The following is a 20,439-nucleotide window of genomic DNA, read 5'->3' as shown; positions in this document are numbered from 1 at the left end:
ACGCGCGGTGAGTGAGGAAAAATACGTTTAAAACGATCGATTGCGCTACGAGTCGGGTAAACTGTAGGAAAATTAGAAATAGAGACAGATAAATGAAAAAGAAAACAACACTTAGCGAGGAGGACCAGGCTCTGTTTCGCCAGTTGATGGCGGGGACTCGCAAGATTAAGCAGGACACGATTGTCCACCGACCGCAGCGTAAAAAAATCAGCGAAGTGCCGGTGAAACGCTTGATCCAGGAGCAGGCTGATGCCAGCCATTATTTCTCCGATGAGTTTCAGCCGTTATTAAATACCGAAGGTCCGGTGAAATATGTTCGCCCGGATGTCAGCCATTTTGAGGCGAAGAAACTGCGCCGTGGCGATTATTCGCCGGAGTTGTTTTTGGATTTACACGGTCTGACGCAGCTGCAGGCCAAGCAGGAACTGGGGGCGTTGATTGCCGCCTGCCGCCGTGAACATGTGTTTTGCGCCTGCGTGATGCATGGGCACGGGAAGCATATTTTGAAGCAACAAACACCGCTGTGGCTGGCACAACATCCGCATGTGATGGCCTTTCATCAGGCACCAAAAGAGTATGGCGGTGATGCGGCGTTGTTGGTGTTGATTGAAGTCGAAGAGTGGCTGCCGCCGGAGTTGCCCTGAGGAGTTGAGCGCGTTGCGCCAGGTACGGGTAATGGCAGGGGCGAATGCCCCTGCCTGGTGTATCTAAGGGCTACAACTCATTCAGTATGTACTGGAACCGGCAAGTAGAATCGATTGGCTGCATACTGCTGGTATCAACACGCACGACCATATCGTGTAACTGTTTGTCCGTTATAGGGTGTCGATTTGGCGTGACCGAGACTTCCGCCTTGTCACATCCCGACGCGGTAAAAGTTATCATCTGTGCAACCCAGCGGCAGTAACCACCTGTTTCATTCATCTGCGTACTGTCGCACAACTTCCCATCTTTCATCAAATACGTTGAAAGCGTTTTCTCAACCACACCGCCCGTCGACTGCAGGGTGAGCAGTTTTGACTTACTGACATAATTCTCATTCCATGAAACGTCATAAGGTTGAACAGAAACGGATGGACAAATCGTGTCGTGACTATCAGGCCCCTGATACGTCACGCCCCCTGGAGAGGCTTCAGAGTCATTCATAATAACCAACCATGGACAAGAAAAGTAAGATTCAATCTCTGCAGAGACAATAACCTCAAATGTATAATACCCGCAGTTCCACCCAGACGGTAATCCAGGACAACTTGCTTTGTTGATATTTTGATGGTAGCCAATCAGCTTAACCGAAGGGGCAGGAGGAGGACCACTCCAGCTCACATTTTGCAATATTTCCCCAGTCATGAGCCATTGACTACTTTTATATTCACCAACGTACACTGCGGATGGCATCATTATTTTTAAATTAAAAGTCGCAATATTACGCGAATCACCGTTGTAACCGTAGTAAACGTCAACGCTATGCCCGGCAGCCATAGCTTCTGTAGTAGCAATAAGCATGACCAGAGCGAACAACCATCGTAGTATTTTCATTTTAAATATACTCAAATGTCGCAGTTAAAGAGGCGGTAAATTCACCGATCGTCACATCACGGCCGCTTTTCGCCTGTAGCCAGGCTCTGAAATTGATATCGTTATTGCCATTGGTTAGCGCAAAGGTCGCCCCATTTGTATTGTTGATGGCAACCTGCATTCCGTCGGTTTTTTCCATGCCAATTCCCACTCCCTGAGCGGTTGATGACGTATCCAGTGCCAGAAAACCGGGTTGTTCGCTGTCTTCTACCCCCGTGAGCGTGACTTTTACGTTGTATCCCGCCGGCCCTTTGCAATCTTTCAGCTTAAAGACTACGGGTACACGAGCGGACTGGCCTGCAACGTTCAAATCCTGACGACTGACCGTGGGAAAGCGCACCTCTGCCAGATATTGGCCATCCACCACCAGCGCACAGGATTTACTTAATAAATTACCGGAGAAATGCAGATTATTATCTGCCGCGAATAACGTGCTACTCATTGCCAATATCAGCCCCGCTAACAGGACGTAACCACCGGACTGAATCATTGATTTATTCATTGATAATCCACCCGTAATGTTGCGTAAGCCGAAAAATTCGTATCGCTTAACACAGCATCACTCGCTTTTACCGGTACGGCCTCCAGCTTCGGCTTTTGCGTAAAATCAGTGGCGTTGATAGCAAGCGGAGTATTGAGTTTAAAACGCTGACCATCGTGCTGAAGCTCGATACCAAAACCGGGTACATCAGTTTCAATTGCTGCATCATTAAAACTGGTTTGTGTACCAGTCCAGGTGAGGGTCATCTCCCAGTCTGGATGACGGGTCGTCGAGTCACAAGTGAGTTCATATGGCACCTCTTTACGACCATAGTTGCCGTTGATGTCGTCGATAATGAGATCGCGAAATTCGACTTCAATGGTTTTACCACCGCTGATGCTACAGGTTGGCGGTGACAATAATGTCCCGTGAAAGGTGATGTCTTCATCAGCAGCATGAGCTATGGCGCTACTGACACAAAGCAGGGTTAAGAAAGTCTTTCTCATTGATAGTCCACCACCATGGTCAAACTGGCGTTAAACTCGCCCGCAGCAAGTTGCGCCCCGCTTGCCTTCACAGGTACAGCCTTCAACTGTGGCTGGTTATTGATATTAAATGGCGTCCAGCTATTTTCACCGACGGCAAACAATGAGTTATCGGCGCTATTTTCTATCCGAATGCCCAGCCCGGTGATATTGGTACTGAGTACCGTTTCGCCGTTAATCGTTGAGGTATTGCCCTTAAGTTGCATCCGCAAGTCGTTAGCAAGACTGTTTGTGCAGTTCAACGTGTATTTCGCATCTTGCCGATAATTGGTGCCATCAACGTTATCAGCAATCATATTGCCGAACTCTACCTGGCTGCCCTTGATTGAACAGGGTGGCGGAGCATCGACCAACACGCGCAGAATTAAATCCACGGGTTTACTACCAGCCATAGCAGATAAACTACAGACACTGCATACCAGCAGCCCTGCGCCCACTACAAACTTTTGACTCATAACTCCCCCCGTCATCAGCCTTTGCGGCTCTGCTCTTCATCCACCTGGCAGCTGTTGCCATTGCACTGGAAGAACAGCGGCATCCGTGCGCCAAAGTCGTTGACGTAAGTCAGCACCGGTACGCTATCCATTTTCACATTCAGCGGTACCGTGGTTTTCGGCTCAATGACCAGAGGCGAGAACCCTGCAGCTGGATTACCGTTTTTCTGCGCACTGGCGTTGCTGATAATCACGTAGTACGGCGTTGGGTTATTGACGGTAAATGCCTGACCGCTGCGGGTGAGCGTCACCTTGTGCTGCCACGGACTTTTCATACTGACCTTTTCCAGCGCCTTTGGTCGCCAGAACAACTTGATACGCGTTTGCAGCGCGATTTGCAGGGTATTGGGTTTGTTTGATTTTGGCGGGATCTCGCGCACGTTAAAGTAGAACATGCTTTCACGATCGGCTGGCAATTTGTTGATATCCGGCATTCCCTGCACTTTTACCTGCCCGTTCATCATTGAATCGATGCGTTGCACTGGCGGCAGCACAGTTAACGGCGAGGTGATCTTGTTACCCTTTTCATCTTCAATCCAGCTTTGAGCCAGATAAGGGAGTTTCGGATCGTTATTACGCAGCGTCACGCTGATTGATTTGTCGCTTTCATTAAATATCAAACGGGTACGATCTGGCGTTACAGACGCCAGGGCAGACAAACTGGTAGCGCTAAGCAGTAACGCCAGCGTCATAGCACCCAATTTGGCAGAGCAAAGTAAATCAGACATGGATCATTCCTTAATCACGTTATTGGTAAGCTGAAACAGAAACAGGGGGATCGGTGGGTGTCACCTGTTGCGTCTGCTCCTGAATGACAGGCTTTATGTCATCAGGAACAACCGGCGCGACGTTGCCTTTATGCTGGCATGGCAGTAACAAGCCGTTAAACAGATCGGCAGGCAGCGGGTCCGGCAGGTTGATATCGCAATGCGCAACACCACTCCAGAACACACTCATATGTTCGCCAGGTTTCACCCCAGCCAGATAGACACTACCGTCATCATCGACAAGGCCCACTGTCTGCTCGTTATCATTTTTTACTTCTGCGCCAAACGGTGGATGGCTGCCATCTTGTAAACGCAGCACCGCCATCGCTTTTTGACCACTGATGACGGCAAATTTGCGGTAGCCAATGGCTCCTTCAGTTAGCGTGGCTTGCACCACCGACTGGGTTGCTTCGGCGTTTTCCGGCAATTTGTTGAGGTCGATATACGCCTGATTGCGATAATAATTGTTAACGTCAGAAACGACGGCTTTACCAAACATATTGGTATAAACAGCAGCCCCGTTACCTTCCACCGGAACATCGGCAACGCCATCGGCATCAATCAGCAGGCGTGTCCCGCCCATATTCTGGGTACGGTGAAGTGCGCCGCCGTGGGCAGTAAGCGTTGCGCCGCCCTGTAACGACAAGCCCGCAGAGGTGTATTGCCCTTCATGGTAGTTCGCACTGAGGTCAACCTGCGCCAGCGAACCATCATGGCTGTAGTAGCCATCAACGCTGGTGTGTTTGTCACTGGTGCCGATGTTCAACTGATAGTGAGTCGCGTCATCGACACGGCTAAAATAACCGACCTGGCTGCTGTCCGTCCCACTGCCATAGTTGCCGTTATAGCTAACGGTACTGTTGTCGCCCCACGGCATACTGAGCGAAATGTACATGCCCTTATCCGCCCGGTTGTCATACTCGTAGCGGTAGCCAGTCAGGGAAACGCTCATATTACGAATGCTGCCCATATTGAAATAGTGGGAGAGCATGATGTTGTAGTTTGTCTGCTCCTCACGATCCCAGTAGGTATGGCGGGTATAGTTGAGATAAACCGAAACACCCGCATCGCGGAAGTTCTGGTTATAAGTGGCGGTGTACATCTCTTTGTCGTTGCCCGTACGGACCATTTCGCTGTCACTGGCATCCAGATACTCGCTCATGGTCATAAAGTTCTCTTCCGAGAAGCGATATCCAGCGAAAGTGACGCGGCTGTTGAGCTGGTCAAAGTCTTTGGAATAACTCACACGGAAGGAGTTACCGTCCAGCGAACCTTTGCCATAAGCGGTGTCTTTATCCAGTTTGGTATGCGAATGAGTAACATCAAACGCGACCGCGCCGAAGGTAGACAAATCGCGACCGACGCCCAGCGCCGCAGACTGATAGTTTTCATCACCCAGCGCACCGCCATATAACGACCAGCCGTTAGCGATGCCCCAGGAGGCTTCAGCACCAGAGAAAAATCCCCCCTCGACATGGTGGCCCCACTCTTGCGGACGTCCCATCATGATCTTATAGCGAACCTGGCCTGGGCGAGTGAGGTATGGCATCGAGGCGGTGCTGATGTCATATTCCTGCACCTGGCCGTTCTGTTCTTCAATGCGAATATGCAACGTACCGGAGACGGAATCACCAAGATCCTGAATACGAAACGGTCCAGCCGGAACCTGCGTTTCGTAAATCACACGCCCCATCTGGCTGACGGTCACTTTTGCTGTGGTGTGTGCCACGCCGGAAATGTCTGGCGCGTAGCCGCGCAGGTTGGGAGGCAACATTTGATCGTCAGTGCTGACACTGCCACCAACATAATTAAAACCGTCGAAAATATCGGAATTGAGGTAATCTTCGCCCAGCGCCAGTTTGGCTTTTAATGACGGTAACGCCCGCCAGGCATAATAGCGACTCCACTCCCATTTTTTTTGTGTGTCATCGCCGCCAAATTCATCGTCATCATCATTACTGCGCGTATGTTGATAGTTGGTCTGCCAGTCAGCGCGCATACGCCATGGCCCCAGGTTAACCCCGACCGTCCCGTTGCCGCTGATCTCGTTACTGTCATCGCCGCCATTTTCTTCGTGTCGTGTTTGCGCAGTGATGCTGTAGTCCGCAATGATCCCGGAGATGCCATCATCCCAACGAGAAGGTGGATCCCAGTCGGGCCAGGTATATTCGAGGTAAGCCTGCGGTAGTGAAATGACTAATGCGGACTGGCTTAAATCAGCCTTAATTTCCATGCCTTCCAGTTGACCGGGCTTCAGGCATTTACCATCGTGGCTCCATTGCAGATTTTTCGCCACGTCTTCTTTTAAACCAAACTGCGCCACCAGTTCCGGTGTCAGACAAGCATAGCTTTTGCTAACGTCATCTTCACCAGCATACCAGTAAATATCGTACTCTTCCGCCAATGGCTGTTTATTTAGTTGAACCTGTAAATTGTATTTTCCGGGCTCAACATACCCCTGGCTGGAAAAACGCTTCAGATCAATTTTTGTGTCGCCTTTTAATTCCAGAAAACGGGAATCAAACTGAATGTCGTCTTCAGCCCAGACACTGCTATAACTCCCTGACATTGCCAGCGCAATGCACCACGGAAGAATCCGTAATCGAAAAAGAGAATGGTCAGGCATACACGTTTTTATCCGTTTTTATTCTTGTTCGGTCAAAATCCATTTAAATACCCCATAGCAGTGTCGCTATGGGGGTATGCCTTACAGGTAAGTAATCTGGAAGGTGGTATTTGCTTCGAAATTACCCAGATCTGGCGCATCAGCTGCGCCGACCAGCCAGGCTTTAAAGTTCAGAGTCTGCTTCGCTTTGCCTTTATTAGTGGCAGTATCTTTCACGATTTTCTGGTCAATACCCATGCCGCTTTTGTAAGAGGTACCCAGAGAGTCACCGATCGCCAGGCTAACATTGTTAAATGCCGCACCGGTATCGGTATTGAAAATGGTGTAATAATTGCCGCTATTTGCAGAAGAAACGGTACCAGTAAAGGTAGTGGTCATTGTTTCCTGAGTATCAAATACGCAATCTTGCAGGCGAATCTGGAAATTTTTCGGCGTGGTGGTGCCGTTATTTTTCAGTTTTTCGGCACCGATATCACCCATATCAACTTCCAGTTTGTGATCGTCCGGAACGATAGAACACACTGAGTCTTCAATGGTGCCGTAAAAACGTGCAGTACCGTTGTTACCCGCAGCGATTGTTGCCGTAGAGGTGAACGCGCCCATCACCATTGCCGCAGCAATAGCTGTTTTAACAAACTTACTCATTATTTGTCCTTAAACTATAAATAATTAAAATATAAACATTGCAATACATTGATTCAGTCAATAGCCAATGTTTATACCCAGCCATTGAATACGGCATGCGATCCAAAAAAACAGGTCGTAAAAAATGTATTCGTTGGTGTGGGGTCGAATAGTGATGTTTTCACTCCCCTGATTCAATTTAATTTTACTAATGAGTAAATGTAGATTTAATTAATATATTGATAGGGGAAAGATTATCTTAAGGATCTTCTAAAAAAACACGAAATATATATTTAGAAAAAACAGGAAGCATATCAACAATGAATGCCAATAGCTTAAAAAACAAACAATGAACATATAATGCGATTGGCATTAACCCGCTTTTGTCGATATAATATATAAACACTATAGCCAGAATTTAATCAAGTTTCAATTACGTCCTGCCTGATTATTCAACTCTATTTTCTCCATTATCTGTATTAATAAATGATAATGAGTGTCAAACAGACATTATTCATTTCAACATGTAACTTTGGGCAAAATCAAGATACGCGCAGAAGAATACTTTCCGAATGAAAGTTAAAGGTGTTTTATTTATAGATGGGGAGAGTCTTCGATAGTAGTGAGGTTGACAGATATCCGCTGCCTGATGAGCAATTATGCCCAATGAATCTACCTCATTGGGCATAATTTGGAACTCATCAGATAGCTTTTGCCATCTTCAGATTACACGGGCTCATCTGCCAGTTGAATGTGCCGTTTCCGCTTTCATCAAGCGTTACGCTGGCAATGGCCGAGGTGGTAAACATAGGCGGCGTTTCGCCCGGACATAACTCGGCAACCAGATACCCGACTAACGGTAAGTGAGAGATCACCAGTACCGAAGCAACACCTTCATTGGTCAACGCCTGTAAATAGGCACTGACCAGACCAACATCGCCGCAGGGCGTTAACTCCGGCAGAACTTCTGCACTGGAAGGCAGGTTCAGACAATCCCCTACTTCTTCCAGTGTTTGCTCGGCTCGCAGGAACGGGCTCACCAGAACGCGTTCGATTTCCACTTTTTGACCTTTCAGCCAGTTCGCCATCAGGCGAGATTCGTCACAACCATTAGTGGTCAGAGGACGAACGGAATCACTGGCGGCATCGAGGGCTGCGTCGCCGTGACGCATGATAAAAACTTGCATATTGCACCGCTTTTGTTAACCAGATTCGCCCGTTTTCTTTCATCTGAAACCAGAGAAAGAAAACGGTGGCCGGCATTGTGCCTTATCCATTCACCGAATGAAACGCTGTTTTTTACCTCAATGGCGTAAGTATAGTCAATATGCGTTTACATTTTGACCAACACTCCGCCATTCAGCGCGGATTCATATAGCTTTGACCTTCTTATTGCAGGTCAGTTGCAGTTGTTTTCCAAAAACTTTCCCCACGCGCGCCCATCTCGACCAAACGCTCGCAAGGGGTAAAACGGGAACCATACTGCGTGGCAAGTCGTTGCATTATTGCAACCACTTCGCCCGCGCCGAGAGAATCGATATAGCGGAACGGTCCACCGAGAAATGGCGGAAAACCAATGCCAAATACCGCGCCAATATCCCCGTCACGCACGCTACGGATAACCTGCTCATCAACACAACGTACTGCTTCATTCAGCATCAACATCACACACCGTTCAGCAACCTGCGGTGCGGAGATTCGCCCCTGCCCTTGTGTGCCAATCAGCGGGTAAATGGCGGGATCGACCTGTTTTTTGCTTTTACGCCCTTTCTGACCATAAAGATAGAAACCCCGGCCATTTTTTCTGCCTTTGCGATCGTCGTTCAAAATTGAAGAAACAACATTTGCAGGCGCGCTAAAACGTTCTCCATAAGCGGCTTCCAGTACAGGAATAATTTTAGTCCCGGTGTCGATTCCTACCTCATCCAAAAGTTGGATTGGGCCTACCGGAAAACCAAATTTCACTAGCGCGGCATCAATGTGCTCTACCCGTTCACCTTGGGTCAACATGCGGATAGCTTCATTAATGTAAGGCGCTAAGATGCGATTGACGTAAAAACCGGCTTTGTCACGCACGACAATTGGCGTTTTACCCTGTTTTTTCGCCAGTTTTACTGTGGTAGCGATGGTTTGCGCCGATGTCCCCGCATGAGGAATAATCTCCACCAGCGGCATTTTTTCCACCGGACTGAAGAAATGCAGGCCAATAACTTGCTCAGGTCGCGCGGCGTGAGCGGCGATATCACCAATCGGTAGAGATGACGTATTCGAAGCAAAGATGGTATGAGCGGCGCAATTTTGCTCCACTTCCGTCACCATCTGTTGTTTTAATTCGAGATTTTCAAACACCGCTTCAATAATCAGATCGCGATGGGCAAAGCCGCGATAGTCCGTCGTTCCGGAGATTAATGCCAGCTGTTTGTCACGTTCGCTGGCTTTGAGATGACGACGGCGAACTTTGCCCTCCAGCTGATCCCAACTGTACTTCAGCGCATGATTTATGCCCTGCGGGTTGATATCTTTAATTCTGACCGGAAGCCCCGCTTTACAAGCAGTGACATAAGCAATACCGCCGCCCATCAAGCCACCACCTAAAATTCCCACGCTGTTTAATGGCGCAGGCGGTGCATCACTACCGGGATCTTTCTTCACGTCCGTACTGGCAAAAAAGATACTACGCAGAGCCTGCGATTGCGGCGTCATCGCCAGTTCGCCAAAGGCGCGAGCTTCAGCGTCATAGCCGCTGCTGGTGCCCTGCGCTAATCCCGTTTCAACAACCTCCAGGATGCGTTCTGTCGCCGGATAATTGCCTTGAGTTTTGTGTTCTGTTTTCTTGCCGACCATTTTGAACAGCAGCGCACGACCTAACGGCCCCGCCAGAATACGCTCGCGTACAGGTAGAGGGCGGGAAGATGGGCGATCCTTCTTCGCCAGCTCAACAGCGGCTTCCAGCAAAATGGAGTGCGGAACAACGTCATCCACCAGCCCCAGCTTTAATGCCTGTTTCGCCCGAAGTTGTTTTCCGGTGAGAATCATCTCTAATGCTGTACTGACGCCTATCAGACGCGGTAAACGCTGGGTGCCGCCTGAACCGGGTAACAATCCAAGTTGTACTTCAGGCAAACCGAGCACCGTTTTAGGATCGTCAGTACAAACGCGACCGTGGCACGCCAGCGCCAACTCCAGCCCACCACCCAGGCAAGCGCCATGAATAGCCGCGATAACCGGAATGGGCAAAGCATGAATCTCCGCCATCAACTGTTGGCCCTGCCGCGCCAGAGCTTCCGCTTCTTGCGCCGTTTTGCAGTTGCCGATCATGTTGATGTCTGCTCCGGCGATAAAATTGTCCGGTTTCGCGGAGATAAACACCACGCCGCGCAACTCTTTGTTTTCACGGAGTTGCTTAATAATGGCGCGCACCTGCGAGGCAAATTCCGCCTTCAGGGTATTCATTTTCTCATCCGGTACGTCGATGGTGATGATAGCAATGTTGTCCAGACGAACATTAAGAGTAAACGCTGATGCCATTTCCATTATTCCGCCTCCAGAACCATTGCCGCGCCAAGCCCACCGGCAGCACAGGCGGTAACTAAACCAAATCCACCGCCGCGACGGCGAAGTTCATGCAATGTCTGGGTAATCATCCGTGCGCCGGTCGCCGCGAAGGGATGTCCGTAAGCAATCGAACCGCCAAGCACGTTAAATTTGCTATCGTCCACTTCGCCAGTGGCATGTGCACGCCCCAGTACATCACGAGCAAAACGTTCACTACCCAGCAACTGAATATTCGCCAGCGTCTGAGCTGCAAAGGCTTCGTGCATATCGATCAATGTCAGATCGCTCATCGTCAAACCGGCACGCTCCAGCGCCAGCGGTGTTGACCAGGCTGGACCGAGCAACATGTCCTGCCAGACATCAATCGCAGTAAATGCGTAGCTGCGCAGATACCCCAGCGGCACCAGCCCTAATTCTTTCGCCCGGGATTCAGTCATCAGGATCACCGCTGCCGCGCCATCGGTCAGCGGCGTACTGTTTGCCGCCGTTACCGTTCCGTGTTTGCGATCAAACGCCGGGCGCAGCTTTGCGTAATCGGCAAGCGAGGAATTACCGCGAATATTGTTGTCTTCGACAAGCGGTTGTTTATAAGGAGGGATAAAGGCAGTCATCACCTCTTCTTTGAGTTTTCCGTCTGACCATGCCTGAGCGGCACGCTGATGCGAACGGTGCGCTAATGCATCTTGCTGTTCTCGGGTGATGCCGTAGGTTTTCGCCATTTGCTCTGCGGTGTCGCCCATCCGCAAGCCGGTAGAATATTCTGCTACCGCAGGCGGTACGGGCATTAAGTCGCGCAAACGCAGGCGAGAGAAGAGTTTCAGTCGCTGGCTCATGGTTCGAGCTTTGTTGACATCAACCAGCACGCGCGCCAGTTTTTTACTGACGCCAATTGGCAATACCGAAGAGGAATCTGCCCCACCGGCAATCCCCGCTCGGATAGTTCCCGCCATCAGGCTTTCTGCGACGTTTGCAACTGCCTGGAAACTGGTAGCGCAAGCGCGGCTGACGCTGTAAGCATCGGTATGCACATTCATTCCCGTACCGAGAACAATTTCACGCGCAATGTTGGGGGCTTCTGGCATTTGTACGACCTGACCAAAGACCAGTTGTTCAATCACTTCAGCGGGGATCTCGCTGCGTGCCAGCAGTTCGCCTACCACCATCTTCCCTAAATCAACCGCGGGAATGCCATGAAAAGCCGTCGCCTGACGGGCAAAAGGCGTACGTAAACCGCTAACAATGGCGATACGATCGCCCTGGCGGGTAACCAGCGGTAAAACCTGACCCATAACACTCCCCTGTAAAAAAATAAATAAAGTGGTCTGACCTGATCATAGTCTTAACCATTTTTTTACATTTAGCCAAGTGGAGAAAAGGGAAAGTGGGAGCTATGACACAGAGAGAAAAGAAGAAGAGAAAAGAAAACGCCCCTGCCAGCAACTGACAGGGGCGTACGTACCCGAGAGGAATTAACGCAGACCCAGCTGGAAAATCAGCATTTCAGCTTCGCAGGCAAAAGTGAAATCGATATCCAGGCGCACACCGTCAGACTCTTCAGTGAAAGTCGGGGTGATTTTGCAAGGTTCAGATTCCACGCTACGGGCTTTCTCAGTCAGCGCCGCCAGCGTTTGTTCTGCTTCTGCGCGGTTTGCAAACACGCGGCTGTAAGACGCGGTGCAGTCGGAGTTGTCCATAATGGTGCCAACATCCATACAGCAGCAAACCGGGGTTTCATCAGCACTACATTTACTCATCGTTGATTTCCTCTGTATGTGCACCCAAGGTGCCAGATAAACGTTGTGGATATTTTACGCTTCCGGAAAGTGCTGCTCCAGTTGTTAATTCTGCAAAATCGGATAAGTGACCGAAATCACACTTAAAAATGATCTAAAACAAAATTCACCCGAATCCATGAGTGCGCCACCTCCAAATTTTGCCAGCTGGATCGCGTTTCTTAGATCATATTTGAAAAAAGATAGAAACATACTTGCAACATTCCAGCTGGTCCGACCTATACTCTCGCCACTGGTCTGATTTCTAAGATGTACCTCAGACCCTACACTTCGCGCTCCTGTTACAGCACGTAACATAGTTTGTATAAAAATAAATCATTGAGGTTATGGTCATGAGCCAGAAAACCCTGTTTACAAAGTCTGCTCTCGCAGTCGCAGTGGCACTTATCTCCACCCAGGCCTGGTCGGCAGGCTTTCAGTTAAACGAATTTTCTTCCTCTGGCCTGGGCCGGGCTTATTCAGGGGAAGGCGCAATTGCCGATGATGCAGGTAACGTCAGCCGTAACCCCGCATTGATTACTATGTTTGACCGCCCGACATTTTCTGCGGGTGCGGTTTATATTGACCCGGATGTAGATATTTCTGGGCGTTCCGATTTAACGGGCCAGCGTGCTGATGCAGATAATATTGCACCAACTGCGTGGGTGCCTAACCTGCATTTCGTAGCACCTATTAACGATCAGTTTGGTTGGGGGGCTTCTATTACCTCAAACTATGGTCTGGCCACGGAGTTTAATGATAACTACGCTGCTGGTATCTATGGCGGTAAAACCGATCTTCAAACAATAAACCTTAACCTTAGCGGAGCTTACCGCCTTAACAATAGCTGGAGTTTTGGTCTTGGTTTTGATGCTGTATACGCTAAGGCGAAAATTGAGCGTTACGCCGGTTCGCTGGGGCCTTTGTTGTCTCAACAGTTGATTGCCCAAGGTGTACCCGCTTCACTAACCAATGGTATTAATACCCCGGACTCTCAAATTGCTCATCTGAAAGGTGACGAATGGGGCTTTGGCTGGAACGCGGGTATTCTTTATGAACTGGATAAAGATAACCGTTGGGGCCTAACCTATCGTTCAGAAGTTAAAATCGACTTCGAAGGGGATTACAAAAGTTCCATTAACCCAAATCTGAACAACATTTTGGGTAGCATGGGTTTACCGTATGGCACAATGGGTGCAACCCAAAATGGATCCTTGACGCTGAATTTACCTGAGATGTGGGAGATTTCTGGTTATAACCGTGTTGCGCCTCAGTGGGCAATTCACTACAGCATGGCCTATACCAGTTGGAGCCAGTTCCAGGAGTTGAAAGCAAAAGGCGATAGTGGTCAGACTCTGTTCTATAAAGATGAAGGATTCCGTGACGCATATCGTATCGCGTTGGGTACAACCTACTATTACGATAAAAACTGGACCTTCCGTACCGGTATCGCCTATGACGATAGCCCAGTTCCGGCCGATAAACGTTCTATTTCTATTCCTGACCAGGATCGCTTGTGGTTAAGTGCTGGGTTAACCTACGCATTTAATGAAGATGCATCCATTGACGTTGGTGCATCTTATATGCACGGTCAGAATGTGAAGTTTACTGAAGGTGAAGGACCGGCAGCTTATTCCTTCGAGTCTGAAGGTAAAGCCTGGCTGTTCGGTACTAACTTTAACTACGCGTTCTGATAACGCGTTCGCCTGGATAAAGTCACCTGCATAGCAGGTGGCTTTAACTCCCCCACTTCACCGAAAGTAGTTTCCTCATTGCTTGCCTCCTGAGTTTTGCAAACAGCCTGTTGGCAGCTTGCCCTTTCAAATCAATAAGTGGTATCCACAGACAAACCTGAAGGGAAAGGCATATTTTCAGGCGTTCTGCTCGTCCTTCTCAAAGAGTTTACTTTTCTGCATTTCCAGGATACTCCCCCCCCCTGGCTATTGTGCGCTCATACACTCAAATTAAAGATAGGTTCTAAATAAATGAGCGTTTTTTGATAGTCTATTTCATTAGGTAATATATATTTGTAACAAATCAATCAAAATGGAATAAAATCATGCTACCATCTATTTCAATCAACAATACCAGCGCAGCTTACCCAGAATCCATCAATGAAAATAACAATGATGAAGTTAATGGATTAGTACAAGAGTTCAAAAACCTTTTTAATGGTAAGGAAGGAATAAGCACCTGTATTAAACATCTACTTGAGCTTATAAAAAACGCCATACGAGTAAACGACGATCCTTATAGATTTAATATTAATAATCCCTCAGTTACTTATATTGATATTGACTCCAATGATACAGACCATATTACTATTGGTATCGACAACCAAGAACCAATAGAATTACCTGCGAACTATAAAGACAAAGAACTCGTCCGTACTATCATTAATGACAACATAGTTGAGAAGACTCATGATATCAATAACAAGGAAATGATCTTCAGCGCATTAAAAGAAATATATGATGGAGATCCTGGTTTTATCTTCGATAAGATATCACACAAACTCAGACATACGGTAACGGAATTTGATGAGAGCGGGAAAAGCGAACCAACGGACTTATTTACCTGGTACGGTAAAGATAAAAAAGGCGACTCTCTCGCTATTGTAATTAAAAATAAAAACGGAAATGATTACTTATCTCTCGGTTACTACGATCAGGACGACTACCACATTCAAAGAGGAATTCGTATTAATGGTGATAGTCTCACCCAATATTGTAGTGAAAACGCCAGGAGTGCTTCAGCGTGGTTTGAAAGCAGTAAAGCTATCATGGCAGAATCATTTGCAACAGGTTCCGATCATCAGGTTATAAACGAGCTCAACGGGGAAAGACTGAGAGAACCTAACGAAGTTTTTAAACGTTTAGGTCGAGCAATAAGATATAATTTTCAAGTGGACGATGCAAAATTTAGACGCGATAATGTAAAAGAAATAATTTCTAATTTATTCGCTAACAAAGTTGACGTTGACCATCCTGAAAATAAATACAAAGACTTTAAGGATCTCGAAGATAACGTTGAAAAAAGACTTCAAAATCGCCAGGCGAAATATCAAAATGAAATTAATCAACTATCTGCGCCAGGTGTTAATTTTGATGATATTTAAAATTATTTTTCCAGTTTTTTGATTTTTCAACGCCTGAATATCGGAAATAGTCAGTGACGAACATCAGTATTTTTACATCATTACGTCCGGGTCATTGTCGGTTTATCTCCTTTTACTTGTGGTAATTGAGGGATAACAACAAAAAAGGTGAGTTTTGCGACTCACCTTTTTTATTTGTTTCTTATTCAGAATCAATATCTTTTAAATCATCCTGAATCGCTTGTGCGTTCGGATTTTCCTGCGGTTTGAGTTCGCCGCCATTAGCGATGAAATCATGACGCTGGAAGTACGCTTCGCGCACCATAATATAAGGATCGGACGACTGACGCAGCAGACCATCGGAATCCAACAACTGCGCACGAGTTTCTATCCCTTCAAGCGTCCATTTACCCACAGACATCGGCCAGGTCAGCCAGGAAAGAACCGGGTAAAGACCATCCGCCATATCACCACCGTCATCACGCAGCGTGAAGCTACCGTAGAACGGTAACTGGACGTAAGGCCCATAACCCACGCCATAATGACCAAGCGTACTACCGAAGCGGTGAGGTTCAGTCCGTTGCAGTTTCGGGTTCGCCATCCCTGCAACATCAATAAAACCGCCCATCCCCAAAATGGTGTTCAGGAAAAAGCGGGTAAAGTGGACCATCCCCTGATAAGGGTCGCCCTGCAAGAAGTAGTTAACCATCACCGCAGGTTCTTCAAGGTTGCCAGTAAAGTTGCTCAAACCGTTACGCGCCGGTTGCGGAACATAATCACGCCAGGCGACAGCGACCGGTCGAACAATATACGGGTCTAATACATTGAAGTTGAAGTTGTACATGGTGCGGTTGAACCCTTCTAACGGGTCAGAACGCCCTTGCTGATCTGTACCGGAACTCGCACACCCCACCAGAAGCGTAGTTCCCAGAGCAAGCGCCGACAGGCGAAGCTTCATAAATGTCTCCCTGTTTTTTTATGGCTTATGCAGTTTGCCATCCATGACGGAACGATACCGTATCCGCCTGTTTAGGTGTGGGCGATTGTAACAGCACGTCAACTGATGTCCAGACGCCCTGATTTGCTGATTTGATCATAGCCTGGTAATCGCCGCCCTGTAGGCTACTTGATTCTATAGAAACAGAAAAAGGCAAACGCAGCCTTTTCTACATTTTCAGAGTAACTCCCGTCAGTTGCGAGCAAAAAAGCCGCTACGCTTTAGCTATACGTGCTAATTCAAGAGAAGAGACCATGGACAACGACAAAATTGAAGTTGAGAGCGAAGAAAAAGAGCGCGGCAAAAAAATAGAAATAGATGAAGACCGACTCCCCTCCCGGGCGATGGCAATTCATGAGCATATCCGCCAGGATGGTGAAAAAGAGCTGGAACGCGACGCAATGGCGCTACTGTGGTCAGCCATTGCGGCGGGTCTGTCGATGGGCGCTTCGTTACTGGCAAAAGGGATATTTCAAGTCGAACTGGAAGGTGTGCCGGGCAGCTTCTTGCTGGAGAATCTCGGTTATACCTTTGGTTTTATTATCGTCATTATGGCCCGCCAGCAATTATTTACCGAAAATACCGTGACTGCGGTACTACCCGTCATGCAAAAACCGACAATGAGCAACGTCGGCTTACTTATACGGTTATGGGGCGTCGTGCTGCTGGGTAATATTCTCGGGACAGGTATTGCGGCGTGGGCATTTGAATATATGCCTATCTTCAATGAAGAAACTCGCGATGCATTTGTCAAAATCGGCATGGATGTGATGAAGAACACCCCCAGCGAGATGTTTGCCAACGCGATCATTTCCGGCTGGCTGATCGCCACTATGGTTTGGATGTTTCCTGCAGCGGGTGCGGCAAAGATTGTGGTGATTATATTGATGACCTGGCTTATTGCCCTGGGTGACACCACCCATATCGTGGTCGGTTCTGTTGAAATCCTCTATCTGGTGTTTAACGGTACGCTGCACTGGAGCGATTTCATCTGGCCCTTCGCACTACCTACTTTAGCGGGGAACATCTGCGGCGGCACCTTTATCTTCGCGTTAATGAGTCATGCACAGATTCGTAACGACATGAGCAATAAGCGTAAAGCAGAAGCACGCCAAAAAGCAGAACGTGCGGAAAACATTAAGAAAAATTATAAAAACCCGGCATAAATGGCGAGGGTTTAAGCAATCGAGCGGCAGCGTACTTACCCCGCACTCCATTAGCGGGTATACTCATGCCGCATTGTCCTCTTAGTTAAATGGATATAACGAGCCCCTCCTAAGGGCTAATTGCAGGTTCGATTCCTGCAGGGGACACCATCCTTGTGTTTATCCCTAAAACCACATAAAAACCGTAAATTAAATTCGAACTAGCAGGCCGAATAAGGCACACCAGGAACTCGTGGTTTTATTCATTATGAAGTGGTTTTTACCTGTTCTCTTAGCCAGGTAATAAACGCTTCAATTTTTGGCCACTGCCTGCCCGGTAATGTGGTGATGTAATAATGCTGATGGCATTTCACCGTCATATCGCCAAACGGCGCGACGAGCTCACCACTGGCAAGCCTTTTTTGTACCAGGCGTTTTCTTCCCATCGCCACCCCAATATGATTCATCGCGGCAATAACAGCTAAATCAGAACGATCAAAGCCAATTCCAGAAGATGTCGGCAAATTAACCGCATAATGTTGCGCCCAACTATGCCATTCATCCGTACCGGAGTCGTTGCTCCATGCCTGTCTGTCATGGAGCAACGTACAGTGACACAGGTTAATTACCGTGTTGGTTAAAGCATGTCTTTGAGCGTATTCCGGGCTACATACTGGCAGGATTTCTTCATCCATCAGAAAGTGATGAGTGAGTTGCGCTGACGGCGCATCATCAAAGTAGATCGCCAAATCGATTCCGGCACGTTGCAGATTGACGTTGTCATTACCAGTGAGCACGGTGAGCGAAATAGACGGATACCGGCGTGTAAAGTCACCTAATGCGGGCACCAACCAGCATTGGGCGATAGAGGGCCGGGAATACAGAGTTAACGTTCCCGATAACTCCTGATTTTTGATATCAAGAATTTCCTGGTTCAGGGTATCCAGCGACGATTTTAGCGCCCAATAAACACGTTTCCCCTCGTGCGTTAATTCCACTTTGCGATGGGAACGAACAAACAACTGAATGCCCAATTCTTCTTCCAGCTGATTGATACGGTGACTTACCGCACTGGGGCTCAGCGACAATTCCTCTGCCGCCAGGGCGAAGGACTGATGCCTGGCAGCCACTTCAAAAGTATGCATTTTTGATAATTGCCAGCCGTTAAGCAGCCGATTTCTTATTTCACGAAGGGGTTCCATAATCACCTCATTTTTCGCTTAAGTGTAAAAAAATAGCGGCAAAATTTCAGCTATGAGATGAGCTAAAGTGAACCATATCTCAATTCACCTTCATTTTTAGATGTAAATCACTCCATTGATGCAATTTACCTCATGTGAAAGGCAAATTTTATCGTTTGTCAGCCTGCGTTGTTTTTTTGTCCAATATCATCAGGTTAATCACAGGGGAAGGTGAGATATGCACTCTCAAATCTGGGTTGTGAGCACGCTGCTTATCAGCATCGTGTTAATTGTACTGACCATCGTGAAGTTCAAATTCCACCCGTTTCTGGCGCTGTTGCTGGCCAGCTTCTTCGTGGGAACGATGATGGGCATGGGGCCACTGGATATGGTAAATGCTATTGAAAGTGGAATTGGCGGAACGCTGGGGTTCCTCGCAGCGGTTATCGGCCTTGGCACGATACTGGGAAAAATGATGGAAGTATCCGGGGCCGCAGAAAGAATTGGTCTGACACTTCAACGCTGCCGCTGGCTTTCAGTTGATGTCATTATGGTGCTGGTTGGCCTGATTTGTGGCATCACGCTGTTTGTTGAAGTGGGCGTCGTGCTATTGATTCCTCTGGCTTTTTCAATTGCCAAAAAAACCAATACCTCATTATTAAAGCTTGCCATTCCGCTATGTACCGCATTGATGGCAGTGCACTGCGTGGTTCCTCCACATCCGGCTGCTTTATATGTTGCCAATAAGCTGGGCGCAGATATCGGTTCGGTGATCGTCTACGGTTTGCTGGTTGGGCTGATGGCATCACTGATCGGTGGCCCACTTTTCCTTAAATTTCTGGGTCAACGACTGCCCTTTAAACCTGTACCCACAGAGTTTGCAGATCTCAAAGTTCGCGATGAAAAAACACTACCGTCATTAGGCGCAACGTTATTCACCATACTGCTACCCATTGCGCTGATGTTGGTTAAAACGATTGCCGAATTGAATATGGCGCGTGAGAGTGGTTTGTATATCTTGGTTGAGTTTATTGGCAACCCTATCACTGCCATGTTTATCGCCGTGTTTGTCGCCTATTATGTGTTGGGTATACGCCAGCATATGAGCATGGGGACGATGCTCACACATACGGAAAATGGCTTCGGTTCTATTGCTAATATTTTGCTGATTATCGGGGCCGGAGGCGCATTCAACGCCATTTTAAAAAGCAGCAGTCTCGCTGATACGCTGGCAGTTATTCTCTCCAATATGCATATGCACCCGATTCTTCTGGCCTGGTTAGTGGCTCTTATTCTGCATGCGGCAGTGGGCTCCGCTACCGTGGCAATGATGGGGGCAACGGCAATTGTTGCACCCATGCTGCCGCTTTATCCCGACATCAGCCCGGAAATTATTGCGATTGCTATCGGTTCAGGTGCAATTGGCTGCACGATCGTTACGGACTCGCTTTTCTGGCTAGTGAAGCAATATTGCGGCGCTACGCTCAATGAAACATTTAAATACTATACGACAGCGACATTTATCGCTTCAGTCGTCGCTCTGGCGGGCACATTCCTGCTGTCATTTATCATCTAAGCGC

Annotated in this window: 18 protein-coding genes and 1 tRNA gene; 6 read left to right on the top strand and 13 right to left on the bottom strand. The window is 48.0% G+C overall.

What is annotated here, in order from left to right; genetic code table 11:
* Positions 1-92: 92 nt before the first annotated feature.
* Positions 93-644: an endonuclease SmrB gene (gene smrB, locus K0778_RS09555; RefSeq protein ID WP_000730806.1), complete on the top strand. Its 552-nt coding sequence runs from the start codon at positions 93-95 to the stop codon at positions 642-644.
* A gap of 70 nt (positions 645-714) precedes the next feature.
* Here smrB and yfcO read toward each other — a convergent pair whose 3' ends face one another.
* The 11 genes from yfcO to K0778_RS09500 all read right to left on the bottom strand — a co-directional run bounded on the left by yfcO (position 715) and on the right by K0778_RS09500 (position 12,421).
* Positions 715-1,536 carry a fimbrial adhesin YfcO gene (gene yfcO, locus K0778_RS09550; RefSeq protein ID WP_000698745.1) on the bottom strand — a complete coding sequence of 274 codons (822 nt, stop codon included), beginning with the start codon at positions 1,534-1,536 and terminating at the stop codon, positions 715-717.
* A gap of 1 nt (position 1,537) precedes the next feature.
* Positions 1,538-2,077 (bottom strand): fimbrial protein, encoded by a 540-nt coding sequence (locus K0778_RS09545; RefSeq protein WP_001043398.1) that lies wholly within the window; start codon positions 2,075-2,077, stop codon positions 1,538-1,540.
* Entirely contained in the window at positions 2,074-2,562 is a 489-nt protein-coding gene (locus K0778_RS09540) for a fimbrial protein (protein WP_001232541.1), read from the bottom strand. The genes K0778_RS09545 and K0778_RS09540 overlap by 4 nt, the downstream gene beginning before the upstream one ends.
* On the bottom strand, positions 2,559-3,071 hold the full coding sequence (locus tag K0778_RS09535) for a fimbrial protein (RefSeq protein ID WP_001311011.1): 513 nt from the start codon (positions 3,069-3,071) through the stop codon (positions 2,559-2,561). The genes K0778_RS09540 and K0778_RS09535 overlap by 4 nt, the downstream gene beginning before the upstream one ends.
* A complete protein-coding gene (locus K0778_RS09530) occupies positions 3,071-3,823 on the bottom strand; it encodes a fimbria/pilus periplasmic chaperone (protein WP_001281606.1) in 753 nt (250 codons plus the stop codon). The genes K0778_RS09535 and K0778_RS09530 overlap by 1 nt, the downstream gene beginning before the upstream one ends.
* A gap of 19 nt (positions 3,824-3,842) precedes the next feature.
* A complete protein-coding gene (gene yfcU / locus K0778_RS09525) occupies positions 3,843-6,488 on the bottom strand; it encodes a fimbrial usher protein YfcU (protein ID WP_063084752.1) in 2,646 nt (881 codons plus the stop codon).
* An 81-nt stretch (positions 6,489-6,569) separates the two neighbouring features.
* A complete protein-coding gene (locus K0778_RS09520; protein ID WP_000033316.1) occupies positions 6,570-7,133 on the bottom strand; it encodes a fimbrial protein in 564 nt (187 codons plus the stop codon).
* 680 nt (positions 7,134-7,813) lie between these two features.
* The gene (sixA, locus tag K0778_RS09515) at positions 7,814-8,299 is read right to left on the bottom strand and encodes a phosphohistidine phosphatase SixA (protein ID WP_001195819.1); all 486 of its coding nucleotides are present in this window, start codon (positions 8,297-8,299) and stop codon (positions 7,814-7,816) included.
* A gap of 202 nt (positions 8,300-8,501) precedes the next feature.
* Positions 8,502-10,646 carry a fatty acid oxidation complex subunit alpha FadJ gene (fadJ, locus tag K0778_RS09510; RefSeq protein WP_001618735.1) on the bottom strand — a complete coding sequence of 715 codons (2,145 nt, stop codon included), beginning with the start codon at positions 10,644-10,646 and terminating at the stop codon, positions 8,502-8,504.
* Complete coding sequence (gene fadI / locus K0778_RS09505) at positions 10,646-11,956, bottom strand: acetyl-CoA C-acyltransferase FadI (protein WP_001530662.1); 1,311 nt, start codon at positions 11,954-11,956, stop codon at positions 10,646-10,648. Before fadI ends, fadJ begins: the two co-directional genes overlap by 1 nt.
* Before the next feature lie 180 nt (positions 11,957-12,136).
* A complete protein-coding gene (locus K0778_RS09500; protein WP_001296261.1) occupies positions 12,137-12,421 on the bottom strand; it encodes a YfcZ/YiiS family protein in 285 nt (94 codons plus the stop codon).
* 371 nt (positions 12,422-12,792) lie between these two features.
* Here K0778_RS09500 and fadL point away from each other — a divergent pair, with 371 nt between their 5' ends.
* Positions 12,793-14,133, top strand: a complete 1,341-nt coding sequence (fadL, locus tag K0778_RS09495; RefSeq protein WP_001400735.1) for a long-chain fatty acid transporter FadL — start codon at positions 12,793-12,795, stop codon at positions 14,131-14,133.
* Between the two features lie 365 nt (positions 14,134-14,498).
* Positions 14,499-15,557 carry a protein YfdF gene (gene yfdF / locus K0778_RS09490; protein ID WP_063084753.1) on the top strand — a complete coding sequence of 353 codons (1,059 nt, stop codon included), beginning with the start codon at positions 14,499-14,501 and terminating at the stop codon, positions 15,555-15,557.
* A 181-nt stretch (positions 15,558-15,738) separates the two neighbouring features.
* Here yfdF and mlaA read toward each other — a convergent pair whose 3' ends face one another.
* The gene (mlaA, locus tag K0778_RS09485; RefSeq protein ID WP_000776768.1) at positions 15,739-16,494 is read right to left on the bottom strand and encodes a phospholipid-binding lipoprotein MlaA; all 756 of its coding nucleotides are present in this window, start codon (positions 16,492-16,494) and stop codon (positions 15,739-15,741) included.
* Between the two features lie 293 nt (positions 16,495-16,787).
* Here mlaA and K0778_RS09480 point away from each other — a divergent pair, with 293 nt between their 5' ends.
* Entirely contained in the window at positions 16,788-17,699 is a 912-nt protein-coding gene (locus tag K0778_RS09480; RefSeq protein WP_063084754.1) for a formate/nitrite transporter family protein, read from the top strand.
* A gap of 75 nt (positions 17,700-17,774) precedes the next feature.
* Positions 17,775-17,849: transfer RNA gene (locus K0778_RS09475), tRNA-Arg, on the top strand.
* Between the two features lie 95 nt (positions 17,850-17,944).
* On the opposite strand, the gene dsdC is transcribed toward K0778_RS09475, so the two are convergent.
* Positions 17,945-18,880, bottom strand: coding sequence for a DNA-binding transcriptional regulator DsdC (dsdC, locus tag K0778_RS09470; protein ID WP_001300996.1), 936 nt, complete (start codon positions 18,878-18,880; stop codon positions 17,945-17,947).
* Between the two features lie 217 nt (positions 18,881-19,097).
* Here dsdC and dsdX point away from each other — a divergent pair, with 217 nt between their 5' ends.
* A complete protein-coding gene (gene dsdX / locus K0778_RS09465) occupies positions 19,098-20,435 on the top strand; it encodes a D-serine transporter DsdX (RefSeq protein WP_000556048.1) in 1,338 nt (445 codons plus the stop codon).
* Positions 20,436-20,439: the final 4 nt, after the last annotated feature.

Origin of the sequence: Escherichia sp. XD33, from assembly GCF_019375075.1 — a bacterium.
Classification (GTDB): Bacteria; Pseudomonadota; Gammaproteobacteria; order Enterobacterales; family Enterobacteriaceae; genus Enterobacter; species Enterobacter flexneri_A.
This window is presented reverse-complemented; position numbering and strand designations above follow the sequence as displayed.